21 protein-coding genes are annotated in these 22,017 nt (G+C 54.3%); 14 read left to right on the top strand and 7 right to left on the bottom strand.

The genetic code is table 11. The features are described 5' to 3' along the window. Positions 1–25: 25 nt before the first annotated feature. From OEV49_08675 to OEV49_08665, 3 genes are all read right to left on the bottom strand, one after another. Entirely contained in the window at positions 26–1,414 is a 1,389-nt protein-coding gene (locus OEV49_08675; GenBank protein MDH3891147.1) for a tetratricopeptide repeat protein, read from the bottom strand. An 84-nt stretch (positions 1,415–1,498) separates the two neighbouring features. After that, a complete protein-coding gene (locus tag OEV49_08670; protein MDH3891146.1) occupies positions 1,499–2,845 on the bottom strand; it encodes a DUF4139 domain-containing protein in 1,347 nt (448 codons plus the stop codon). 115 nt (positions 2,846–2,960) lie between these two features. Beyond that, complete coding sequence (locus OEV49_08665; protein ID MDH3891145.1) at positions 2,961–3,872, bottom strand: squalene/phytoene synthase family protein; 912 nt, start codon at positions 3,870–3,872, stop codon at positions 2,961–2,963. A gap of 113 nt (positions 3,873–3,985) precedes the next feature. Here OEV49_08665 and OEV49_08660 point away from each other — a divergent pair, with 113 nt between their 5' ends. The 4 genes from OEV49_08660 to OEV49_08645 all read left to right on the top strand — a co-directional run bounded on the left by OEV49_08660 (position 3,986) and on the right by OEV49_08645 (position 8,079). Next, positions 3,986–5,179: a glycosyltransferase family 4 protein gene (locus OEV49_08660; GenBank protein ID MDH3891144.1), complete on the top strand. Its 1,194-nt coding sequence runs from the start codon at positions 3,986–3,988 to the stop codon at positions 5,177–5,179. 446 nt (positions 5,180–5,625) lie between these two features. Then, positions 5,626–6,660, top strand: a complete 1,035-nt coding sequence (locus OEV49_08655) for a hypothetical protein (protein MDH3891143.1) — start codon at positions 5,626–5,628, stop codon at positions 6,658–6,660. A 29-nt stretch (positions 6,661–6,689) separates the two neighbouring features. After that, positions 6,690–7,430 carry a hypothetical protein gene (locus OEV49_08650; protein MDH3891142.1) on the top strand — a complete coding sequence of 247 codons (741 nt, stop codon included), beginning with the start codon at positions 6,690–6,692 and terminating at the stop codon, positions 7,428–7,430. 7 nt (positions 7,431–7,437) lie between these two features. Beyond that, positions 7,438–8,079, top strand: a complete 642-nt coding sequence (locus OEV49_08645) for a YceI family protein (protein MDH3891141.1) — start codon at positions 7,438–7,440, stop codon at positions 8,077–8,079. A 228-nt stretch (positions 8,080–8,307) separates the two neighbouring features. On the opposite strand, the gene OEV49_08640 is transcribed toward OEV49_08645, so the two are convergent. The 4 genes from OEV49_08640 to OEV49_08625 all read right to left on the bottom strand — a co-directional run bounded on the left by OEV49_08640 (position 8,308) and on the right by OEV49_08625 (position 12,603). After that, complete coding sequence (locus OEV49_08640) at positions 8,308–9,255, bottom strand: hypothetical protein (protein ID MDH3891140.1); 948 nt, start codon at positions 9,253–9,255, stop codon at positions 8,308–8,310. Between the two features lie 85 nt (positions 9,256–9,340). Next, the gene (locus tag OEV49_08635) at positions 9,341–9,550 is read right to left on the bottom strand and encodes a hypothetical protein (protein MDH3891139.1); all 210 of its coding nucleotides are present in this window, start codon (positions 9,548–9,550) and stop codon (positions 9,341–9,343) included. Positions 9,551–9,937: 387 nt separating this feature from the next. Then, complete coding sequence (locus OEV49_08630) at positions 9,938–11,257, bottom strand: transthyretin-like family protein (protein MDH3891138.1); 1,320 nt, start codon at positions 11,255–11,257, stop codon at positions 9,938–9,940. Between the two features lie 296 nt (positions 11,258–11,553). Further along, the gene (locus tag OEV49_08625) at positions 11,554–12,603 is read right to left on the bottom strand and encodes a hypothetical protein (protein ID MDH3891137.1); all 1,050 of its coding nucleotides are present in this window, start codon (positions 12,601–12,603) and stop codon (positions 11,554–11,556) included. A 509-nt stretch (positions 12,604–13,112) separates the two neighbouring features. Between OEV49_08625 and OEV49_08620 the strand changes: the two genes are divergently transcribed. The 10 genes from OEV49_08620 to tgt all read left to right on the top strand — a co-directional run bounded on the left by OEV49_08620 (position 13,113) and on the right by tgt (position 21,917). Then, positions 13,113–13,586 (top strand): DUF494 family protein, encoded by a 474-nt coding sequence (locus OEV49_08620; GenBank protein ID MDH3891136.1) that lies wholly within the window; start codon positions 13,113–13,115, stop codon positions 13,584–13,586. 5 nt (positions 13,587–13,591) lie between these two features. Continuing rightward, positions 13,592–14,149, top strand: coding sequence for a hypothetical protein (locus tag OEV49_08615; GenBank protein MDH3891135.1), 558 nt, complete (start codon positions 13,592–13,594; stop codon positions 14,147–14,149). Beyond that, on the top strand, positions 14,131–14,784 hold the full coding sequence (locus OEV49_08610) for a hypothetical protein (GenBank protein MDH3891134.1): 654 nt from the start codon (positions 14,131–14,133) through the stop codon (positions 14,782–14,784). Before OEV49_08615 ends, OEV49_08610 begins: the two co-directional genes overlap by 19 nt. 27 nt (positions 14,785–14,811) lie before the next feature. Beyond that, positions 14,812–15,591 (top strand): uracil-DNA glycosylase, encoded by a 780-nt coding sequence (locus OEV49_08605; protein MDH3891133.1) that lies wholly within the window; start codon positions 14,812–14,814, stop codon positions 15,589–15,591. A gap of 8 nt (positions 15,592–15,599) precedes the next feature. After that, entirely contained in the window at positions 15,600–17,036 is a 1,437-nt protein-coding gene (gene dnaB, locus OEV49_08600; GenBank protein ID MDH3891132.1) for a replicative DNA helicase, read from the top strand. Positions 17,037–17,045: 9 nt separating this feature from the next. After that, positions 17,046–17,825 carry an ABC transporter permease gene (locus tag OEV49_08595; protein MDH3891131.1) on the top strand — a complete coding sequence of 260 codons (780 nt, stop codon included), beginning with the start codon at positions 17,046–17,048 and terminating at the stop codon, positions 17,823–17,825. A gap of 14 nt (positions 17,826–17,839) precedes the next feature. Further along, positions 17,840–18,586, top strand: a complete 747-nt coding sequence (locus OEV49_08590; GenBank protein MDH3891130.1) for an ABC transporter ATP-binding protein — start codon at positions 17,840–17,842, stop codon at positions 18,584–18,586. Continuing rightward, entirely contained in the window at positions 18,586–19,947 is a 1,362-nt protein-coding gene (gene radA / locus OEV49_08585) for a DNA repair protein RadA (GenBank protein MDH3891129.1), read from the top strand. Before OEV49_08590 ends, radA begins: the two co-directional genes overlap by 1 nt. Before the next feature lie 341 nt (positions 19,948–20,288). Continuing rightward, positions 20,289–20,780, top strand: a complete 492-nt coding sequence (locus OEV49_08580) for a hypothetical protein (GenBank protein ID MDH3891128.1) — start codon at positions 20,289–20,291, stop codon at positions 20,778–20,780. Between the two features lie 9 nt (positions 20,781–20,789). Next, positions 20,790–21,917, top strand: coding sequence for a tRNA guanosine(34) transglycosylase Tgt (gene tgt, locus OEV49_08575; protein ID MDH3891127.1), 1,128 nt, complete (start codon positions 20,790–20,792; stop codon positions 21,915–21,917). Positions 21,918–22,017 lie beyond the last annotated feature (100 nt).

Below are 22,017 nucleotides of genomic sequence, written 5' to 3'. Positions count from 1 at the left end.
CGTCGGGTTCTTACCGGCAACGAGCTTACGGTTTCAGTTCCTTGACTTTCTTGCGCGCTTCTGATTCCTTGGCCGACATCTTCTGGTTCTGGTACAAGTCGGCAAGCTGTTCCCATATACTGACTTTGTCGGGTTGAATGCTGACAGTCATCTCATACGAATGAATGGCCTGATCAAATTCATTCAGTCGTACCTGAATGTCACCCAGGTATGTCCAGTAGTCGGCATTGTTGGGTTGCAGTTCAGTCAGTCGGGTGTATCCCTCGGCGGCATCTTGGTATTCCAAACGAAGAGCGCTTATCAGCGCATACATATCGGCGACAAATTCATCGGTCGGATCGGTCTGAAAGGCTCGTTTGAAGTAGGCACGCGAGGAGTCAAAGGCAACGTCTCTCTCGGCCAGCCAGCTTTCGGCGGCGGCGGCATCACCGGCTTCGCGGTATACCCGTGAGGAGTCCGAGGCGCGACGGCCCAGATCATTGAAATATCGGCCGATACCCGTGAGTACTTTCATGTGGTTGGGATCGAGTTCCAGTATCTGCTGATAAACTGCCATTGCTGCCTCATACTGATCGCAATTGTTGTGGCAGATGCTAAGATTATAAAGCCAGGCGGTATCGGCTGGGTTTTCAGCCAGGTATGTTTTCAGGTACGGAATAGCCTCACAGTACTTGTCCACATTGATATAAGTATATCCAATCGATAAAGACATTGAAGCCTTGTTCTCCTGGGGAGCTTTTTGCAGGCCTATCTCCTGCCACCTGAGCGCCTCTTCGGGGTTGCCTCCTTTGTCGTAAGCGCTGCCGATGCCGATATAGGTCTGGTGGTTGGTGGGATCGATAGTGATAGCCAGTTCCATATTGGCCACACAAGAATCCATGTTGGCTTTCAGATTGGCTTCGGAATAGGAGCGACTGGTGGAGTCATCAGCGTCGGCAATCTCCTCTTGCAGTTCGCTCATCACCGTCAGTTGTTCCACGCCGGCATTGTAAAACTCTCGCCAGTACTTCACTCTTATCGAGTCCGAACTCTGAATGTACTTGTCGCAGTTCTTGCGGTATTTCTTCTTGATGTCCTTATTGTCGCAACACAGGTGCAGCGAGTCGAAATAGGCGACCATCTTCTCGATATACTTCTTCTTCTGGACCGGACTGGCCGTCTTCTCGACATAGTCGACATTGATCTGTCCCATCCAGTTTAGAGCCTCGGCGTGGTGGCCGTAGTGCAAAAACAGAGAGTCCAGCATGGCAATCGCTTCCGGGTAGCGATCTATGTCACCGGAGATAATTGCGATTTTGGCCGACTTTATGTAAGCGTCTACCGGCAGTTTTCGAGGCTTCTTTCCCTCTACTGCTGATGTGGCCACGAAAGTCGCGAGACCTATAACAACTAACGATTTAACAAACTGCTTCAAAAGAACCTCCTGTCATATCAATAAACCACACGTCAACGAGGAGAATGTAACTTCTGGCTCTCGCCTTGTCAACTACTGCTCCGATCATCTTGAGGTAAAACGAGCCAGGCAGTTCAACTGTTCAGTCTGACCGGCCCCAACCGGGATTTCAAACTCGACCGTGTTGGCATCCTTGCGCCTGTAGGCAAAGTTGGATTCGTTGATCTCCCAATAGCCGTAAAACCTCTTTTCGACAGTAACCGTAATATCGGTCTCCTTACGATTGCGTATCTCAATTTCGTACTGTCTGTCTTCCACTTTGGCCGAGATCCGAGTTTGACTCATCAGCCGCTCCTCAGCAACCACGTCGAAGGCATTGCCGACTTTTACCGTCACTTCTTCATCTCTGGGTGTGTGTTTGATTCGATCCTCACCCAACAGAATAACCGAGCCGTCGTCATCGGCCTTAAAAAGCCGAATCCTGCCCCCCGGCAGCGGCATACCCAGACCGCCCGACCGGCTGTTGACGAACTTGAGCCTAACTTCGACATTGGTAGGATGGCGCTCCGGTCTATAAATGAAGACTTTCTCGGCAGCTGTCTGCGCCGGATCGAACAGGGAGATTTGTTTTATCTCCTTGTCGGCCACGGTCGCATGCCTGGGTAGTGTATAGAGATGGTACTCGAAGAACGCTTTCTCTTCAAACCCTGCTCCCATTGAAGTCTCAGCCATAGCCATCCCTTTGGTCATGGCTCGTGGTGGCGGGGCCGCTCGACTGATATCTCCGGCCACTAGCTTCAGTTTGGCCTCCGAATAGGTCTTTCCCGAGCTGTTGTTAATCGAAGCCCAGCCGGAGAGGTCCAGTTTGCTCTCATCGCTTGAGAGCAGTCCGACATATTCGGCACTCCAACTCATGCCACCCGTTTGATAACCGACCCGGCATTCAAGCTCGCCGGAGTAATCCGACTCATACACCCAGAACAGGGTGGGCCGGGTAATCAAGCCGTCCGGCAGCGATGGGAAATTAACCTCGGAGATATTCTCAAGGAGCACAATTTTGATCCGTCCGGATTCCTCCAGCAGCGTAACGGCGCCGCTGTTGTAGGCCAGGAGTGTTCCGGCAAACAGGCGACCGTCTTTGTCGATCAACTCGATTTCCTTGTCGATATACTTCTGGTACATCTGCTGGGGGCTGACCAAGTCAAAGGCATAGTTCTGTTCAAGGATAGAGACCTGCCGACCCGGCGAAACCAGTTCGAACCTGACCGAAGCGGCATCGATTTGTGTGGGCACATCGCGAAAGGCCAGCCGGTCGACACCCTGGTTGAAGGCCAGCCGTCGAGTTTCGCTGATGACACCAAGGTTAGAGTTGTACACCGTTACGGCTACTTCATCAGCAGCCAAAGTAAGCGGCAGGATCAGCAGAAATAGGAATGTCTTCATCGTTCTCATCTCGAACCTCCTGGTTTTATACCAACGCTGAAGCCGGGCGGTTCATTCTACCTCCGGCCGGGCAGGGGTGGCAAGTTTAATCTCAATACCGCTCCGCCGGCTGATTCTTCCCGGTTTAATGCTGTTTCCATGACTCCGACCGTGCCAAGGTAAGCTCAATTCGTGCTTGCACTTCGGCCGGTGTCGGGTTCAATTCGCCAGAGGTGTAAAGAGTGTCCAGGGGGTCAAATCGTTCGAATACCTGCAAATAGAGCTCATAGATTAATTCAAGGCTGGTACGATAACGGGGTGGCAACACAGAAGCTGTGAAGTCCAAAACGGCACGGGCTCGTCGGCGATAGTAGTCGGCCATTCTACAGTAGTCAGCCATCAGTCGGCGAAACGATTGCGGCCTTGTGCCGCTCTCTGCTATTTGTTCCAGACTGGCCGGTGTGAGGTCATGCTTTCTCAACAAATCGTCAGAAAAATAATTCAGCCCGGCCGTTTGGTCCTTGTGAAAGTCGCGCAGAATATGGGTCAGATACGAAAATATTGCCAGCGGTCGCGCCACACGGCGAATGTCAAAGGGGGGTAGGGACACCTCCCCACGGCTCAACCCAATCCCGCACAGGTGTACAAACACCGCGGCCGGAGCTATGGCCGCCCCTTCGCAGTAGCGCAGGAAGATATGAAAGCTGGCAAATCCGTCATGGTGCAGATCATACAGCATAGCACCAGCCAATCGCTGCCACGGCCAAACCGGTATCTGAAAGTTGTTCAGTACCTCCAGCAACTGCTGTTGCCGCCGGTCCGTACTCTTACCCTCCTGCAACTGCTCCACGATTCGCCCGATGTCGTTGGCCAGCTCGGATCGTTTGGTGTCGGACATCGGACGCTCGCTTGTTCGCGCGTCGTCGACCAGATCATCAACAAACCGCATCGAACGATAACAGACCTGAAAGGCAGCGTATCGGTCAATGTCCCACAATCTGGCTGCGATATCCAGGATCGGGTTAGTGAGAATCCGACTGAAATCGACCTCTGACATGGTCTCAACTCTGCGCGGTCGCTGGTCTTTCATAGCTCAACGGCGATGCTTCTCGCAAGCGCGGTTCAAATTTATACTTGGCTGTAGTCAAAACTGGTATAACATTAATAGCGATGTCTAAGACCATTCAACTTCTTGTCCTGACGCACAATTATCCGCGCCACCACGGCGACCATGCCGGTGTCTTTCTCGGCTTGTTATGCCGACGATTGCTCGATCACTCGGTTCAGCCGATTGTACTGGCGCCGCATGATCCCGGCGCTCCGGAGTATGAAGAGAACTCAGGCGTCAGGGTTCATCGTTTTCGCTATGGCACCGACCAGCAGGAAAATCTGGCATACCATGGCAATATGCAAGCAATTGTGACAAGTTCTTTGCGCGGGATGCTCCGCTTCCGCACTTTTCACAAGCAGTTTCGACGGACCGCTGCCAGTATGATTGAGACGGAGAAGATCGACGTAATCGCCGGACACTGGCTGGTGCCTGCCGCCATGGTGATGAAATCATTGGCCGAACGTTATCCACTGCCGATGATACTATCGTCACACGGCACCGATATCAGATTGGCAAATAAGTTTGGCGGCCTGCCCTATCGATACCTGCGCTCCACATGTCGAGGACTGACGCGCTGGACTTTCGTCTCAAGCTACCTGCAAGATCAGATACTACAGCTTGATCCAAAACTGAAAGACAGGCTTGAGGTGTTACCGCTGCCGCACGATGAATCGGTGTTTTACCCCGATGACAGCGTTGAAAAGAGAGACGGCTTGACCGTGGCGGTAACGCGGTTCACTCAGCAGAAGCGGGTGAGTTATCTTATCGACGCCTTCGCGCAGGTTACACACGAAGTCCCCGAAGCGAGGCTTGAGCTTTACGGCGGCGGTCCTTTGCAGGGGGAAATCGAACGGCAGATACAATCTCTTGACCTCACCGGAAAAGTGATCATCCACGCCCCAGTCTCCCAGGCTGAACTGCGTACCATCTACAATCGAGCTTCAATCGTGGTGCTGAATTCCTACCGCGAGGGATTTGGCATGGCCTTGTCCGAGGCCATGTTATGCGGCACGGCGGTGGTCGGAGTGGCCAGCGGCGGGATCACCGACATAATCGCACATGAGCAGCGCGGCTTATTGGCCGCACCGGACAGTGTTGGCTCCCTCGCTGCGGCGATCACTCGACTGCTCCAGGACAGTTCTCTGCGTGGCCGACTGGCGGCTGCCGGAAACGAATACGCACAAGCCACCTACGCTTCCGGTCCCCTGGCAGCGCGCTACGCTCAGATCGTGCATGATGCTGCTTCGAGGTAACCGTGTTTTGTAGCAGAGTAGGGTGGGTCCGTCTTCGAACCACCTCTGTCGGCAGGTAGACACGCGGGGCGGTAGCGCTTCTGGTTCTTTCGTCCGAACGGTCGGTGTCGGGCGGGGTCGCCCAACACCACATCCGAACGTGCTGTAAGGCGACTCGCCTGACAGCCTTCCGCGCGATCTGAAGATCACGCGGACACAAGTTTTGTAGGGCGGCATCCCTGCGCAGAAGGTCCGCCGTAGGAGGGATGCCGCCAAGGAAGCCAAGAGCACAGGGATCTTTCCCTACTACTGCGCTCTGGCGGAACCGCTTGGAGGTTTCCGCCCGCCGGCCTTCCGAGTCGAACGTCACCGTTAATGGAAAGAGATGTACGAATGCCGGAACTAATCCCTCTTGTATTCGTTATGCTGATACTCACGAAGACACAAATGATATAACGGAGTTGTAGATGAGGATTCTGCCGCTTGCCACTGTCGTTCTGATCATTGCCGCCCTGATAATCTCATCGGCCACATCATTTCCCCGACTGGCTGTTGAACAAGGAGCCGCTTGTGGCAATTGTCATATCAACCCCAACGGTGGCGGTATGCGCAACGAGTACGGCAACCACGCGGTAGGATTCAACGAACTGTGTTTGCCTTCGACCAAGAGAAAACTCGCCGACAAGTACCGTTCACCACGGCTCTCCGAAGCGGTGACAATCGGACTGGACTCGCGCCACCTGATCTTTGATGACGGTCGTGTGTTTCGGATGCAGACCGACGCCTTTGTCAACGCCGAACCGATTGAACGGTTTTCATATCAGTTGCGGTTCGGTGAAGCGGGGATCAGTGAAAACTATGCCTTGTGGCGGCAGGCCGATGATCGATTCTACATCAAGGCAGGACGATTCTACCCGGCTTATGGTTTGCACAGTTCCGACCACAAAGCGTTTGTGCAGGAGCGCACGGGGCATGGTTCCAATGTCTATCTCGATGGTCTTTCCGTTGGCGCCCTGGTGAAAGGCATCAATTTCGTCGCCGAAGCTATGGATGAAAGCGGACGTGGCATCTACGGCGCGCATCTTTATCGCGCTTCCGGCTACGGCCCGGTTGGATATCTTGTCGGCGCCTCTTTGCGGCTGCCGGAAGAATCCGGCGGCAGCACCGGGCGTTTCCCAATCAGTCGGGCTCTGTTTGGCGGTATCTCATACGACCGTTTTACATTGATGGGAGAACTCGATCTGGCCGGCAAAGCCAACGATACACTAATTACATACGCCAACCTGACCACACGACTCGAATACGGGCTGTATCTGATAGCAGAATATAATTTCTTCGACGGCGACCGTTCGCTCAAGTCCGGTGTGGATGAATTCATGCGAGTATCAATTGAGTTGTATCCGCTACCGTTCGTGCAACTCAGGCCATCATATACCTACTATACGAGAGGCATCAGACAGGATGAGGACGACCTGTTTTTGCAGGTTCACTTTGGATACTGAATGCGATACTGAAACAAAGGAGATGCCTCATGTACAAGCGAATCCTCGTTGCAACGATACTATTGACCACGGCAGTTTTGCTCGGTTGCTCCGACTCCGGCGACTCACCAACCGGGGGAGGTGGTGGTGGAACAGGTCCATCGCTGTCGGTCAGTGACTTCAAGGTTCTTGAAGGCCAAACAGTCGTGTTCACCGTCTCTATCGATGCTACCTCAAGTCAGGATGTTATCTTCGATTACGCAACGTCCGACGGCGACGCCACCGGGACATCCGACTACGCCGTCACCAACGGCAAGGACACAATTCCAGCAGGTACCCTGAGTACCGCCGTCTCAGTTGCCACTATCAACAACGCTGCGGTTGAGTTTGCTGAGAGCTTTGGCCTGACTATCAGCGCAGCGGTCAATGGTCAGATAGGTGATGCTACCGGGACGGCGACCATCTACGATGACGACGGTGTCAGGTTTTCGACCGATGTCAACCCCTTGATCCAAACCTGGTGCGCCGCCAGCGGTTGCCATGGCACCTCCAGTGGTGGTTTCACTCTGAGCCGAAACAATGCCGACGCCAACTACAACAGCATCGTCAATGGATCGGCTGATCACGGTGCTCTGCTGACCAAGCGCAATGCCGATGCCAGCAATCTCTATCGCAAACTCCTCGATCCGCCGCCGTTTGGTGATCGCATGCCGCGAAACGGTCCCTATTTGTCGCCGGCCGACATTCAATTGATCGGCGATTGGATCGATCAGGATGCACAGGACAATTGAGGCCCGAATGTCACGACTTACCATTGCAGCATTGACACTGGCTCTGCTGGCGGCCCCGGTCGCATCAGCGACGGAATACCGGCTGGATCCGCTATCGGGCAGCGACACCGTTCACATAGAATCTTCGGCCCGCCTTGAGTTTCTTGATGGTGAGACGCAGGCGATTGTCGGACAGTTTATCTTTGATCCCAACCAACCGCAATCCGCGGCCACGGCTGTGCTCTCTGTCGACTTGCGGACGCTTAAGACCGGGATTGACAAGCGCGATGAGCACATGCGTCAAAACCATCTGCACACCGATGAGTTTCCCCACTGCTATTTTGAACTTACCTCACTGGAGGGGATGCCCCAAGTGTTCGCTGTGGATTCCAGTTACCACGCTGAAGCCGTCGGGCTGTTTTATATCCACGGGGTAAAACGTGCAATTGAGGCTCGACTTTCAATTGCTCCACTTGCAGAGTCCGGCCAGCCGGGCAGCTTTCGCGTGCGCGCCGAGTTTGAGATTCGCTTGGATGACTTCGAGATACCTCGTCCCCGGGCGCTGTTTCTCAAGCTGGCTGAAGTTATAGAAGTCACCACTGTCTTCACTTTGCATCCGGGCCAACTTACGACACCTATCGCGCTTCCGAATTGGGAACTCAAGCCCTAAACTGCATTCTGCCGGTGCTGTCAGGTGACTCGCCTGACAGCCTGTGGGTTGGTCGGTAGGTGTCGGGCTGGGTCGCCCAACACCACCCGCGGATTGGGCCTTTATCAACAAGCCTCTTGTTGTGGGAGCTTGTGCAGGCACACAAAGGGGAGTGGGCAGTTGCCCTGAAAAGAGAAGAGCGGAGGAGAACCTCCGCTCAGGTATTGACTCTGTCAGGATATGCGATTACTACACGTTGGCCGTCGTTCTCTTTTTGTACAGCACATAAACGGCTGAAAGGATTAGCAGGGCCAGCAGTATCAGGATGCCGTAAGGTGTCGTCGTGGGTACCGGTGGAACAGGCATAGGCGTTACCGTGTCCATGGTGTTCATAAATGACTGTGTATCCTCTCCACCGTCATCATACCCGACTCCGTGACCGGCCAGGATCAAGAACCCGAGCACCTGTCCTTCCGTCCAATATGTTGGGTGGCTGTTTCGGAATTGGACCGGGACGGCAGTGGAGTTTCTATGAATATACACGACTTTTGGTGGCAGGGACTGTAGACTATCGGCTTCCACCATGAGGGCCAGACCATTACCCACAATCATGGAGTCCGGATCTCCCCACGAATCAGCAGGTGCCCCGGGGATAACAACTTCAACGAACACGTCAAAGAAGCTCTCAGCCGGGAAGTCGTTACCTCCTGGCATAGATTCGACTTCTCCCGGGCTCATCAGGATCGCACCCTCGGCGGCCAGGCCTGCCCGGACGGCTGAGCGGCCACTGGTCATATTCATCGAGTGCACTTTGGTGTGGAGTTCCCTCGTGTTGGGCGGTCCCTGAAAGCCAGGGGGCCAAACCGTAAAGTTTATGTCACCGACAGTTGTTTGGGCTGTTCCAACGGGCACACCCAGGTAATCAGCGCCGGTAAGATTCGGATCGTGAAGGTGCACCGCACTGCGACCGATAACGGTGGCCGGATCATACAGAACTGGGCTGGTCAACGTCCCGGTAGCCTGATCATAGGCCGGATTGTTTAGGAACAGGTGGCGATACTGCAGATTAATCTCGATGATAAACATCCCTAAGGAGGTTGTAACGTCGTCCGTCGGTCCGTCCGTCGGGAAATTCTGTGCAAAGACACCACCGGTCGCCAGTACCACCACCACAAAAACTATAAGTAGTTTTTTCACTTTCAAACTCCCAATTGTTAAGTGACTTCCATTTTTCAATGAAAGAAGGTCTTCGCCAGGCGACTATACCGCCTGCTCGGAAGATTCAAGCACAGTTGGCGGGAGGAGGTGACAGGCCGTCGGGGTAATCAAACCAATCGTTGCGAATTATGAGCACGAGGGCCACGAACGAAACCAGCCAGAGCGTCTCGTACACATTGCCCAATGCCAGGAAATGTGAAGACGCACCCGGACACAGGAAACCCGTAAGCAGGTGATTTCGACGGTTCGACGATGGCAAAGACTTGAACGGCATGGTTCCCTTCCGGATAACCAGAGCAACTGCCGATCGACCTAAAAGGTCGATTTGATTATGAACCACTAGAGCCAGTCACAAGGTGCATGACACCCCGGCTGGAGGTATGTTCCCGAAACGCTCAAAGGACATGATGCTCTCCCGGTTGCTACCGGGATTCGAAGTTGAATTGACTGTTCCCTTAGCTGCAATAAGTGCGACGGCTGCCCCGATGTCAAGCGATATTATGGGCCGCTTTGAGCGATTTTACCGGGTTTTGTGAGCGACTGCTCGCCGGGGGGCCTGGACCCGATGCCGTGCGGCATACTTGTAGCATGCGCCACTTGGAATTAGGTCAGGCCTTAAGTTGTCTTGAATGGAGCCCCGCAGCCCCGAGAATTACTTTTGTTAGTCAGTCTGGAGTTTCTTGTCGTAGCACGAGTGCGGCGCCGGTCCACCGGTGAACATATAGTCGACCAACCAAACGAGATCCGAGATATCTATGGTTGAATCATCAGCCCTCAGGTTAGCCTCCTCCCAGCACGGCGCTTCCGGGCCGCCCGTGAACATGAAATCGACAAGATACAGGAGGTCATTAATATCGATTTGATCCCAGAGATCGCCGTCTACGTTGCCACGAATACCGTAGCAACAACTCCGGGTCGAATCGCCGTGTTCATAGTATATGTCAGCCACCTTCTGCTTGTTACCCAACGATGGTGGACCGACCCAGACATCCCAGAATTCACCCATATTGTCCGGGCGATGACCAAGCACGTCATCATCGAGCAGCGCGGACAGAATGCTCTGAAACCCGTCCGACAGGCTGTCCCCGATATCATCGGCCGGACCACGGGGGAAGCTGAAATCGCCAAAACTATCGTAGTCGTCGCTATCAGGATCACAGATATCCCAGAGAATTCCGGCAACCGCCGCTTCGCAACTATCGCCGTAATTGTTGGCGGAGTTACTGTAAGTACCATCCCACCCATGTTCACCATTTTCAACATTTGTCTCCCGGTATAGGGCGAAATTCAGCCACCAGTTCTTACCGGAAGCATCCCCCCTTACAACAGACGACCAGAAATGCGCAAACCCTTCTGAAGCCGCAAGCGCCGGTGAGTATTTTCCGCTCCATGTATGTGGCCCGCCGGAACTCTCATCGAAGACATCAAGGCAATGACTTCCCACCCAGTGACCGTGCTCATGGAGGATGACATGATCATCATATGTATCGGGTGCTCTCAATAGAGAGTAGTCTGAAGTGTCGATCACGAGGTAATCTGCCGTGAGCGGAGGACTGGTATAATAACTGCCGCAACTGTCGTCCAGATAGACAGGGCAACCTCCGATGTCCTCTCTAATAATAAACGTGCTGTCGAGCCACATACGATAGCCGTCCAATAATCGATCTACAATGTGAAAAGCTCCGCTGGTGCCGAGGTTCGTCACGAAAGTGCCGTAATCGTAGGTACCACTACTTACATCCTGAATAACTGGTTCTTTGACTGTGTACCACTTTGTCAGCAATATGGTGTTGGTCGTCACAAATCCGGCGTCATTGTGGGCGAAGATCTTGAGATAGATGTCTTGGCCGTAGGCACCACCATAGTCGATGTTAGAAACTGTATCGAATGAAAAGTCACCATCATCGTTCGTCGTTGTCACCGCCAATAGATCATCAAAATCCCAATCCTTGTCCCATAATTGAACCTCAATATCTCTCATCGGAAATTCATCGTTTGGAGGGGAATACCGGGGGTTCAGGTAGCTCAATTGACCACTCACCAACAGGGTAGTATCGGCACCGACCTCGTAACAATGCGGTCCGTCCCAGGAAGGATGGAAAGTCCCAACCTGCGCTACCGACCAGGCCCAGACACCCGAAGGAGGGAAGAAAGCGGAATCCAGACAAATCGTCTTGCCAACAGAAGACAAAGGAATAGGTCCGATTGTCAGGGAGTAAGCGGTATCGTCGAACCACCAGGGAAGCCCGGAGTCGAATAGCCTCGAACCGGCGAAACCTATAGTATCAGCACCCGAGCCCGACACACTGTAAGGAATGAAATAAATAGCAGGTCGAATTCAGCCCCCCAATCCAAAGTCCCTAAGGTATCCCCCTCCGTGTCCGCCCATGTCGCTCCGTCGGGGGAATAGAACCGGAAACCGTTTGTCACGCCGTCGACATCGTAGTTCGTACTATTGTCGATGTGCAGATAAAACGTGACCAACTGTTCGGCTTGCAACAACCCACCACTGAGCCCGTCTATCCCGGCCAAACTGAAATCACCGCTGCTTGCAGGATCGGTTGGCGAACCCAGCGCCCCTCGTGGTTTCTGCTTCCTGGTGGATGAATCAGGCCGGATACGATCAACGGGGGGGGGCAATGTATCCACCATTTGACCCTCAATCATACGCCCTTTGACACCTTCGTTCTTCAGTTTGCGAAACTGATCCCGGGTCATCCAGACCTTGAAGATGTTCTCCTGTTCAGTAGGAATCAACTCAATCGGGAGGCTCTTGACAAAATCGCGCATCATCTTGATGCGCAAGTCAAGCATGTACTCGTAAAGGTTACTGTCGAGTTGCAGCTCAGTTGGTTGATCGAATGGACGCGCAGTGCCTCTACCCCTCGCAGGCCGGTCTGGCATAGGTGGACCGTGGTGGTATTCGACACTATCGCCGGTCGTAACGAATGAGAGGATGGCGCCCGTCCCCTCACGGCACCCCGTTATATTTACTCTTACCATACTGGTATCACCGCGAGGAATATCTACGTACAGAAGAGTTTCAGACTTCTCATTGGCACGAACACTTATAGTTCGATTGGCCAGGCCATTTAGAGTTAGTTTCTCAATTGAAATATCGAGATTCAGTTCCTCACAATCAAACGCGGTGATAATGGTCAGCACCAACTCCTGCGGTCCAGCTTCTACTGTTCTGACCTTCGGGTCCAAGCTCGCTGCAATTGCAGGAGTGGGCTGGGATGCCCATGCGATGGACGAACTAAGTCCGACAATCAGCGCAACGGCTACCCAGATTGCCACTGATGAACATGTTTTCCTATAACTCATTTCGGTTTCTCCCATTAATGATTGTCTTCTTTTAGCACGAAACGATGTCCAGCCATAGACTCCTCCTTTCTGTGTGTTATCAATTGTACACACCACAATACGGTTTACTTCCCATAAACTCAAGCCTTGCGGGGCTGTCTGTGTTGCACTCAAAGTCTGACGGCTGTCAGGCGAGTCGCCTTACAGCACCTTCAGCTCACTCACGCGCAACGCGCACAAAAGTGACTTGTCACTGCTCCCATCGCGAACGAGCCGCGTGGTTTGTTGTGGTTCTTTTCCCTGTCCTACTAGACGAACGTGAGCCTGTAATGTCAAGCGGATTGTCTGTTTTCAGGGAGGTTGTGACGGGCGAAGAGGTTAGGCGGTTGTAGCGGAGCAATCCTGATTCTCCCTATCGTCAGGCAAACCCTCCCGGCATCTTTTCTTGGGCCAACATTCAATCGGAACTTGCGTTGGCCGATTCTGTTTACTATACTCTAGATGACTGGAGTAACTACGAAGGATACCTGATGAGCGATAGAATTCTTGAGATAGTAGTCTTCCTCATGGACTACATGCGCGACAACCAGGGGCGGTTGGTCGAGTCTGAGGACTTCTCCACCACTCTCAAGACAATGGGCTACTCCGACAACGAGATATCGTCGGCCTATTTCTGGCTTTGGAACCGGTTTGACAATTCGCCCGAGTGGCTCTATGCCGATTTCCCCAAGGTCCATCTGCCCAACCGGGTACTCACTGCCACTGAACGAGTCCGCATTACCACCGAAGCTTACGGCTTCCTGCTGAAGCTTCTGAATCTATCGCTGATCGACACCGAGCAGTTTGAGACAATCCTCGAAAGAGTGGCTGTCTTTGGCGGCGACCCCATAAGTGTCGAACAGGTCAAGGCCATCGCCTCAGCCCTGGTCTTCCTCGAATTCGATGAGTTCGGCTCGGTCGACTCTGTCGACCTCAAAGCCGACCATTCCAAGTTAGTGAACTAAGCGCCATGACGCTATCGGGCAAAAAGGTCACGGTGGGACTCACCGGCGGAATCGCCTGCTACAAAGTCCCTTACCTGGTTCGCGCCCTCACCAAAGCCGGGGCCGAAACACAGGTGATTATGACCGATGCGGCCACTGAGTTTATCACAACGCTCACTATGGAGACGGTATCGCAAAGACCGGTGGCTCACCAGATGTTTCCGCCGGAACGATATATCGCCACGCGCCACATTGATCTGGCTCAGTGGGCCGACCTGATGATTGTCGCTCCAGCCACGGCCAATTTCATCGCCAAAGTGTCGTCGGGTATCTGCGATGACCTTATGACAACCGTGGTTTGCGCCGCCACCTGCCCGGTGATGATCGCCCCGGCCATGAATCCTCAGATGTGGGCCAACCCGATCACTCTACGCAATGTGGCCGACTTGAAAGAACTTGGCTATCTGTTTGTCGGCCCGGAGGAAGGGGAGATGGCCTGCGAGGATGCCGGAATAGGACGGATGTCGGAGCCGGAGCAATTGTATACCGCTGTCGAAGCTTTCCTATGTCAAGAGAAGGGCTAACCGGCAAGACGATTGTCATTACCGCCGGGCCTACCCGCGAACCGATCGACCCGGTTCGGTATATCAGTAATCGATCCTCGGGCAAAATGGGCTTTTCGCTGGCCGAGGCCGCCCTGGCCGGTGGCGCCGAAGTCACACTCATATCAGGTCCGACCTCTCTGGCGCCCCCTCCCGGTGCGGAGTTGGTCCTCATCGAAACCACCGCCCAGTTGCACCAGGCGGTTCTGGACGCCATCGGTGCCGCCGACTGTCTTATCATGGCCGCCGCTCCGGCTGATTACCGGCCGGTCGATCCCGCTTCAGCCAAGATCAAGAAGGATGCTGCGCCCCTGACACTCTCCCTGCAGCCGACCGTTGATATTCTGAAAGATGTCATTGCCCGCAAGAAGAGGCCGTTGTTGACCGTAGGATTCGCCCTGGAGACCGATCAGCCGCTTGCAAACGCTCGAAAAAAGCTCAAGGAGAAGAAGCTCGATATGATCGTAGTGAATCAAGTCGGCGAGGACACCGGCTTCGACTCAGATACCAACCAAGTGACGGTTCTCAGGAGGGAATGCGACCCAATAGTCCTTCCGCTGGCGAAAAAGTCACAAATTGCCGCGCGTATACTTGATATGATAGCCGCTTTGTTGTAAACTGCGTATCTTACAGGGAAACTAGACATGGATGATCGACCGCTGAGTTTACAGGAAATGTTACGCCGCGCTCTCGCCTCCCAAGTGGAGATGGGCATGGGGGAAGTTATTCTTCCGCCGCGTGTTTCAAGTGAAATCGATTCGTTGTCGGACATGCAACTGCTCAACCGGCATGAGAGAACCACGCCGGTGACCGAGATGGGTACACTTTTCGCACGCGAACAAGGGGCCGGTGCGGTTGCGCCGCAGTATGGTTCGCTCGATCTTCACTTCGATGCGGTCAAAGATTGTCAGGCCTGTTCGTTGGGTTCAACTCGCACCAAGTTTGTCTATGGTGTCGGCAACCCCAAGGCCGACCTGTTGTTCATCGGCGAAGCGCCCGGCGCCGATGAAGACCGACTCGGAGAACCGTTCGTTGGCCGCGCCGGTCAGCTTTTGGACAAAATAATAGCGGCCATCAAACTGTCACGACAGGAAGTCTACATTGCCAATATTCTCAAGTGCCGCCCGCCCGGCAACCGCGACCCGCAACCGGCTGAGATGGAACAATGCTTCCCGATACTAAAGGAACAGGTTGCTCTCATTCAACCCAAGTTGATTTGCGCCCTTGGGCGGATTGCGGCTCAAGCGCTCTTGAAAACGACTACTCCGCTGGGCAAACTGCGTGGCCGTTGGCATGAATACGAGAGTGTCCCCATGTTGGTGACCTACCACCCGGCAGCGCTCTTACGGTTTGCTTCGTATAAGAAAGATACCTGGGAGGATATGCAGCTACTTCGCGCCCGCTACGATGAGATGATCGGTTAGGAGATCACTTGGCCTACCGAACGGATCAGGAAAGACAAATCGACCGATTGCAGCCGCCACAATCGTTGGAAGCCGAACAGGCCGTTCTGGGTTGCGTCCTGAAAGACGTCGGCGCGCTGCATGAGGTTGTGGAAATCCTGACCGAGGAAGCAGTCTTTTATTCACCCAAACATCAAATGGTCTATCGGGCCATTCTCGAATTGTACGAAAAGACCGAACCGTGCGATATTACCACCGTATCCAACGCCCTGCTCAAGGACGACAAATTGACCCGCCTGGGCGGGCGCGTCTTTCTGGTGGAGTTGGTCGAATCTGTCGCGGCGACGGCCAACGCCAAACATTACGCCGATATTGTGCTCGACAAGTATCTGCTCAGGCGCACCATCGAAATCACCAACGAAATCTCACGCAGTTGCTACAATCTCGATCAGCCGGTGTCCGACCTCTTGGATCAAGCCGAGGCAGGTATCTTTGGCCTTTCTGAAAAACGCCTGCGTCGTGGCTTTGTACCGATCAGCAAGCTGATTCCATCGACCTTTGATCAGATCGAGGAACTTCAGTCACCCGATAGCTCTTTGGTTGGGCTGAAAACCGGCTTTACCGAATTTGATGTTTTGACCAACGGCCTGCACAAAGGGGAGTTGATCATCATCGCGGGACGACCTTCAATGGGCAAATCGGCCCTGGTGATGAACATGGCCGAGAACATGGCGGTTAACCAGAACAAGTCGGTAGGTGTCTTCTCAGTGGAAATGTCGGCTGAAGCGTTGTCCCTTCGTATGCTCTGCGGACGCGCTCGCGTGTCACAACAGAAACTCCGTGCGGGCAAGCTGCGTGATGAAGAATGGGGAAGGCTTTCACGCGCCGGTGGACCGTTGTCCGAATCAAACATCTTCATCGATGATTCGCCCGGCCTTACGGCTCTTGAAATGAAAGCCAAGGCACGTCGGCTGAAGGGACAGCACGGAATAGATCTGATAATCATCGACTACATCCAGATGGTCCAGGGATCGGGCCGCTATGAAAATCGTCAACAGGAAATCGCCGCTCTCTCTCGCGGTCTGAAAACACTGGCTATGGAACTGGAAATCCCGGTCATCGCCTGCTCCCAGCTCTCACGTCAAGTTGAGCAGCGTGGTGGCGACAAACGACCGGTACTGTCCGATCTGCGCGAGTCCGGCGCCATTGAACAGGATGCCGATGTGGTCGCCTTTGTGTACCGGCAGGAGCATTACTTTGCCGGTAAGGACAGATCGACCCCGGAGTTTCAGGAGGTCGAGGGCAAAGCTGAGTTGATCGTGTCCAAGCAGCGTAACGGCCCCACCGGTGTGGTGCATCTCGCCTTTGTAAAGGACTATGCCTGTTTTGAAAACCTCGCCTATCGACCGGCGGAGTTGCCGGCCGACGTTGAACCAGTCTCCGGTGATGAGGACATTCCGTTCTAAGGAGTAGCCATGGAATCCGGGCTGACCACACTGGGACGGCGCGGCGTCAATTTCGTCAGCAAAATGGGCGGCATCACTCTGATGCTGACCAGGTTTCTCGGCTCACTCAAAGAGATCCATCGTTCGGTCGGGCTGATCTTTGAACAACTGTACACTCTGGGCGTCAAGTCACTACCATTGATCGTAATCATCTCGGTATTCGTTGGCGCCGTATCCGCCTGGCAGGCGGCCTATCAATTCAAATTCATCGGGGCGCCCTTGAGATACCTCGGCCAAGCTGTCGGCAAAGCGGTTGTGATTGAGTTGGCCCCGGTGCTGTCGGCCATCGTCTTCGCCGGACGGGTCGGTGCCGGTATAACCGCCGAACTGGGCACCATGCGCGTCACCGAGCAGATAGATGCCCTCGAATCGATGGGCATCAATCCGGTGCGTTACCTGGTCATGCCGCGTGTGCTGGCCTGCCTGTTCATGGTGCCGTTCTTGGTGGTGTTCGCCAATTTCATCGCCATCATCGGCGGCCTGGTGGTGTCTGTGGTCGGGGTCGATGTGTCATCCGAGACATTTCTCAACGGCTTTCGCAATTCCTTTCAGATCGGCGACTTCATCAATGGCATGATCAAAGCGGCTGTCTTCGGACTTATCATCGGCGTGGTCGGATGCTACGAAGGGTTCAACACTCGTGGCGGCGCCCAGGGTGTCGGACTGGCTACCACCAACTCAGTGGTGATCTCATCGGTACTGATACTGGTGTTCAACTTTGTTTTTGCCCTCATCCTGTTTAGGATATGATAGTAGAAAGAACGATGATACAAATATCCAACCTGCACAAACAGTTTGACCATCGTGAGGTTCTCTCAGGCGTCGATCTGAAAGTCAACAAAGGTGAGTCGATTGTAGTCATCGGTCAGTCCGGTTGTGGCAAGTCGGTCATGCTGAAACATCTGGTCAGGCTTTTGGAACCGGACTCAGGCCGAATCACATTCGACGATGCAGACATCTCGAAGCTCCACGGCAGGCGACTGATCGACATGCGCAGGCGCTATGGTATGTTGTTTCAGTCGGCGGCATTATTCGACTCACTAACGGTAGCCGAAAATGTCGGTTTGGGACTCAAGGAAGAACGAGTGCACACGCGCTCGGAAATAGATGCGATCGTCAGTGAGAAACTTTCCATGGTAGGCCTGCCCGGTTCCGGCGACAAGTTTCCAGACGAGCTTTCCGGCGGTATGCGCAAACGTGTCGGTCTGGCCCGCGCGATTGCCGCAGAACCGGAGGTGCTTTTGTACGACGAACCGACCACCGGTCTGGACCCGATCACAGCCGACATGATCAACGACCTGATCGTCGACCTCAACACCAAGCTGAACGTCACCTCAATCGCCGTCACGCACGACATGACATCAGCCTACAAAATCGCCGACCGCATTGTCATGCTCTATCAGGGACGGGTCGAGTTCGACGGCACGCCCGACGAAATAAGAAACAGCTCGAACGAGGTTGTAAAACAGTTTATCACCGGCAGTGCGACCGGTCCGATACAGGTGGGTTGATGGTAACGCCACGGAAAACTAAAACGGCTTTCTACTGCTCTCAGTGCGGGGCGGAACATTCTAAGTGGCAGGGCCAGTGCCGTGAGTGTGCGCAGTGGAATTGCCTGATCGAAGAACGAATGCCCACCAAATCATCGCCCAGAACCCAAACCTCAAATGCCGATTCATCGCTGCTTTCGTCGATTGGTATCGAACAGCAATCCGGTTTTACCAGCGGGATCGTCGAGTTCGACCGCGTACTGGGAGGGCAGTTGCTCCCCGGCATGACCGTGTTGCTCGGCGGCGAACCGGGGATCGGTAAATCGACACTGGTGCTACAGGCGGCCGATGCCTACTCGCAGCAGGGCTTGAACGTGCTATACATCACCGGCGAGGAATCACTGCCGCAGATCAAACGACGGGCCGACCGGTTGCAGGTGTCGGGTGACAACATCACGGTTGTCAACTCAAGTTCTCTCGAACAAATGATCGAACGAGTCGGCTCAAACGATCATCAGGTGGTGATCATCGATTCCATTCAGACTGTGGCCAGCGAACTGTTCGACTCACCGCCGGGCACGGTGGCTCAGGTGCGCGAAGCGGCCAACAAACTGATCACCATGTCCAAGGCGGGCGGCTGGGCGCTTTTTTTGATCGGCCATGTCACCAAGGAAGGACTGGTGGCCGGACCAAAAGTGCTTGAACACATGGTTGACACGGTGGTCTACTTCGAGGGAGACTCCGCGCATCTCTATCGAATGTTGCGCGCCACCAAGAATCGGTTCGGGTCTATCGCTGAGATAGGTCTGTTCGAGATGGCCGAGCGCGGGTTGATCGAAGTGGCCAACCCGTCGTCGTTGTTTCTGACCGGTCACTCCAATGAAACCCGCAGTGGATCGGTGGTGGCTGGAATCGTCGAAGGTAACCGCCCGATTCTCGTGGAACTTCAGGCGCTGGTGACCGCCGCCGGTTACTCTAACCCACAGCGCGTAGCCGGTGGTATCGACAACAGACGTCTGTCGCTCTTGTTGGCCATCCTGGAAAAACGATGCGACTACCCGATGGCCACCAACGATGTTTTTGTCTCGGTCGCAGGTGGCCTTAAACTGTCCGAGCCGGGGATTGATCTGCCGTTGTTGGTGGCCATAGTGTCATCGCTGCTGAACCGTGCAATAGACCCCAAGACCATACTGGTGGGCGAGGTGGGTTTGTCCGGCGAGGTGCGTCCGGTAGCCATGATCGACCGTCGCATCAACGAAGCTGCCCGGATGGGTTTCACCCGCATGATTTTGCCTCAGGCCAATCTCGACAAACTCACCGACCGCCCCCTGCAACTCACCGGCGTTACGAACCTGCAGCAGGCGCTTGAGGTGGTGGGGTGACACAGCAGAATGTGTCTCTCGCGCGTCGCACGTCCCAACTGGGTGGCCCGGACCTTGGTCCGGGTTTCAAGAGCAAGTAGGGCGGGTCCTTCCTAGAACCCGCCAAAGATAGCAGGTCTGAAGACAGACCTGTCCTACAGGATTAAGAGACAACAATGTCATGCCGAGCGGAGTCGAGGCATGAAACAGAAAGCACGAATTGGGTCGCCCCTCGACTCCGCCCGGGGTGACAAGAATAGAACATGAACGATACTATCTACAAACCGCACACGACCGACGGAGCCGCGCGGCGCGGTGAAGAGACATCAGTTCGGAGAGTTTGACAAAGATCGGAGGAGGACATGGTTAAAATGCGACGCACTATTCTGATTATTCTTGTTGTCGTCTTTGCAGCCCAACCTGCGGCTTCGAACGATACGCAACCCGAACAACGTATCCGATCCACCTTTGGCCTTGCTCTCGGTTCGCCGGCCGGATTCAATTTCTTTTACACTCACGTTAACGACCCCAGTCTCGGTTTTCGGGTGTCCGGAGGTTTCATTCCCAATGACGAAGGGGGGGGGACCGGCGGGCTTCAGGTCAACCTCCTGCGGTCGGTTAGGGGTGGCAGAGATTATTCGCTTGAAGAGTCGTTTATTCTCGAATACACGAGCATCGGCGGCGGTCGCGGTCGAAGCGCCAAGACGTGGCTGTATATTGGATTAGCGGGGTCCATCAGATGGAAAGCACTGTTCCTTGAAATTGGTTTGACCGCGGGTAGTGGTTCATACACTAGTCCACAAGCGGTTCTTCAGCTTGGTGTGGTCCTTCATACGAGTCGATGCGATAGGTGAACATTCAGCATGCCTGATAGAATCTACAACCCCCTCACGACCGACGGACCCGCGCGGCGCGGCGAAGTCACAACGGCCCACGGTGTATTCCAAACGCCCGCGTTTATGCCGGTAGGGACGTCCGGTGCGGTCAAGGCGCTAACATCCGAGGACCTCGAAGAGTGTGGCGCGGAAATCATTCTTGGTAACACCTACCATTTGTACCTGCGACCCGGTGTCGATATTATCAAGTCACAAGGCGGGCTGGCCTCGTTCAACGGATGGAATAAACCCACGCTCACCGACTCAGGCGGCTACCAGGTTTTCTCCATGCGCGACAATTTGAAAATCACCGACGATGGCGTGCAGTTTCGTTCGCACCATGACGGCTCGACCCACATGTTCACACCGGAACGAGTCATGGAGATTCAACACGGTATCGGTGCCGACATAGTTATGGCCTTCGATCAATGTGTTCCATATCCGGCCGACCGCGAGTTGGCCGAGACCGGCGTCCGTCGCACCCACGACTGGGCACGGCGGTGTCTCTTAGTTTACCAGGAACTCTCGGAAGGGAAAGAGGGGGGCTGCTGCCCCTTTGGGATTGTGCAGGGTTCCACATACAAGGACCTGCGTACGCAATCGGCAGAGCAGATAGTATCGCTTGACTTTCCGGGCAATGCCATCGGTGGTCTGTCGGTGGGGGAGAGCAAAGTCGAGATGGAAGAGATGCTGGCTCATACAATTGAACACCTGCCTGAGGACAAACCGCGCTACCTGATGGGTGTCGGATACCCCGAGGATATCCTGATGGCCGTCTCCTACGGTATCGACATGTTCGACTGCGTTCTCCCGACTCGCAACGCCCGCACCGGTAATGTGTTCACATCGGAAGGCCAGATCGTCTACCGCAACTCAGGCTACGCCGACGACAGCACACCGCTTGATCCCAATTGTGACTGCCGAGTTTGCAAGCGGTATAGCCGGGCGTACATCAGGCATCTGTACAACCAGTCGGAGATTACCGGCATGGTACTGGCTACCTATCACTCAAGCTACTTCTATCAGAATCTTATGCGGGGGATCCGTCAGGCGATTGAAGAGAACAGGTTCGAATCTTTCAGGGCAGAGTTTCTGAATCGGTATGAAGGTTCCTGATCAGGGATGAATTCGCCCCTCGACTCCGCTCGGGGTGACAGTGTTTGTCCGTGTTTCGCAAGAAGGGTGCGAAGCGCACAAGAGCCGTTTATAGGTGGTC

Source organism: Candidatus Zixiibacteriota bacterium, from assembly GCA_029860345.1.
Lineage (GTDB): Bacteria > Zixibacteria > MSB-5A5 > GN15 > FEB-12 > JAJRTA01.
This window is presented reverse-complemented; position numbering and strand designations above follow the sequence as displayed.

Bases quoted from the DNA above. Each gene is read 5' to 3' on its own strand.
- OEV49_08670 (MDH3891146.1), bottom strand. From the start codon at position 2,845: ATGAGAACGATGAAGACATTCCTATTTCTGCTGATCCTGCCGCTTACT.
- OEV49_08665 (MDH3891145.1), bottom strand. From the start codon at position 3,872: ATGTCAGAGGTCGATTTCAGTCGGATTCTCACTAACCCGATCCTGGAT.
- OEV49_08660 (MDH3891144.1), top strand. From the start codon at position 3,986: ATGTCTAAGACCATTCAACTTCTTGTCCTGACGCACAATTATCCGCGC.
- OEV49_08655 (MDH3891143.1), top strand. From the start codon at position 5,626: ATGAGGATTCTGCCGCTTGCCACTGTCGTTCTGATCATTGCCGCCCTG.
- OEV49_08650 (MDH3891142.1), top strand. From the start codon at position 6,690: ATGTACAAGCGAATCCTCGTTGCAACGATACTATTGACCACGGCAGTT.
- OEV49_08645 (MDH3891141.1), top strand. From the start codon at position 7,438: ATGTCACGACTTACCATTGCAGCATTGACACTGGCTCTGCTGGCGGCC.
- OEV49_08635 (MDH3891139.1), bottom strand. From the start codon at position 9,550: ATGCCGTTCAAGTCTTTGCCATCGTCGAACCGTCGAAATCACCTGCTT.
- OEV49_08630 (MDH3891138.1), bottom strand. From the start codon at position 11,257: ATGAGAGATATTGAGGTTCAATTATGGGACAAGGATTGGGATTTTGAT.
- OEV49_08625 (MDH3891137.1), bottom strand. From the start codon at position 12,603: ATGAGTTATAGGAAAACATGTTCATCAGTGGCAATCTGGGTAGCCGTT.
- OEV49_08620 (MDH3891136.1), top strand. From the start codon at position 13,113: ATGAGCGATAGAATTCTTGAGATAGTAGTCTTCCTCATGGACTACATG.
- OEV49_08615 (MDH3891135.1), top strand. From the start codon at position 13,592: ATGACGCTATCGGGCAAAAAGGTCACGGTGGGACTCACCGGCGGAATC.
- OEV49_08610 (MDH3891134.1), top strand. From the start codon at position 14,131: ATGTCAAGAGAAGGGCTAACCGGCAAGACGATTGTCATTACCGCCGGG.
- OEV49_08605 (MDH3891133.1), top strand. From the start codon at position 14,812: ATGGATGATCGACCGCTGAGTTTACAGGAAATGTTACGCCGCGCTCTC.
- OEV49_08595 (MDH3891131.1), top strand. From the start codon at position 17,046: ATGGAATCCGGGCTGACCACACTGGGACGGCGCGGCGTCAATTTCGTC.
- OEV49_08590 (MDH3891130.1), top strand. From the start codon at position 17,840: ATGATACAAATATCCAACCTGCACAAACAGTTTGACCATCGTGAGGTT.
- radA (MDH3891129.1), top strand. From the start codon at position 18,586: ATGGTAACGCCACGGAAAACTAAAACGGCTTTCTACTGCTCTCAGTGC.
- OEV49_08580 (MDH3891128.1), top strand. From the start codon at position 20,289: ATGGTTAAAATGCGACGCACTATTCTGATTATTCTTGTTGTCGTCTTT.
- tgt (MDH3891127.1), top strand. From the start codon at position 20,790: ATGCCTGATAGAATCTACAACCCCCTCACGACCGACGGACCCGCGCGG.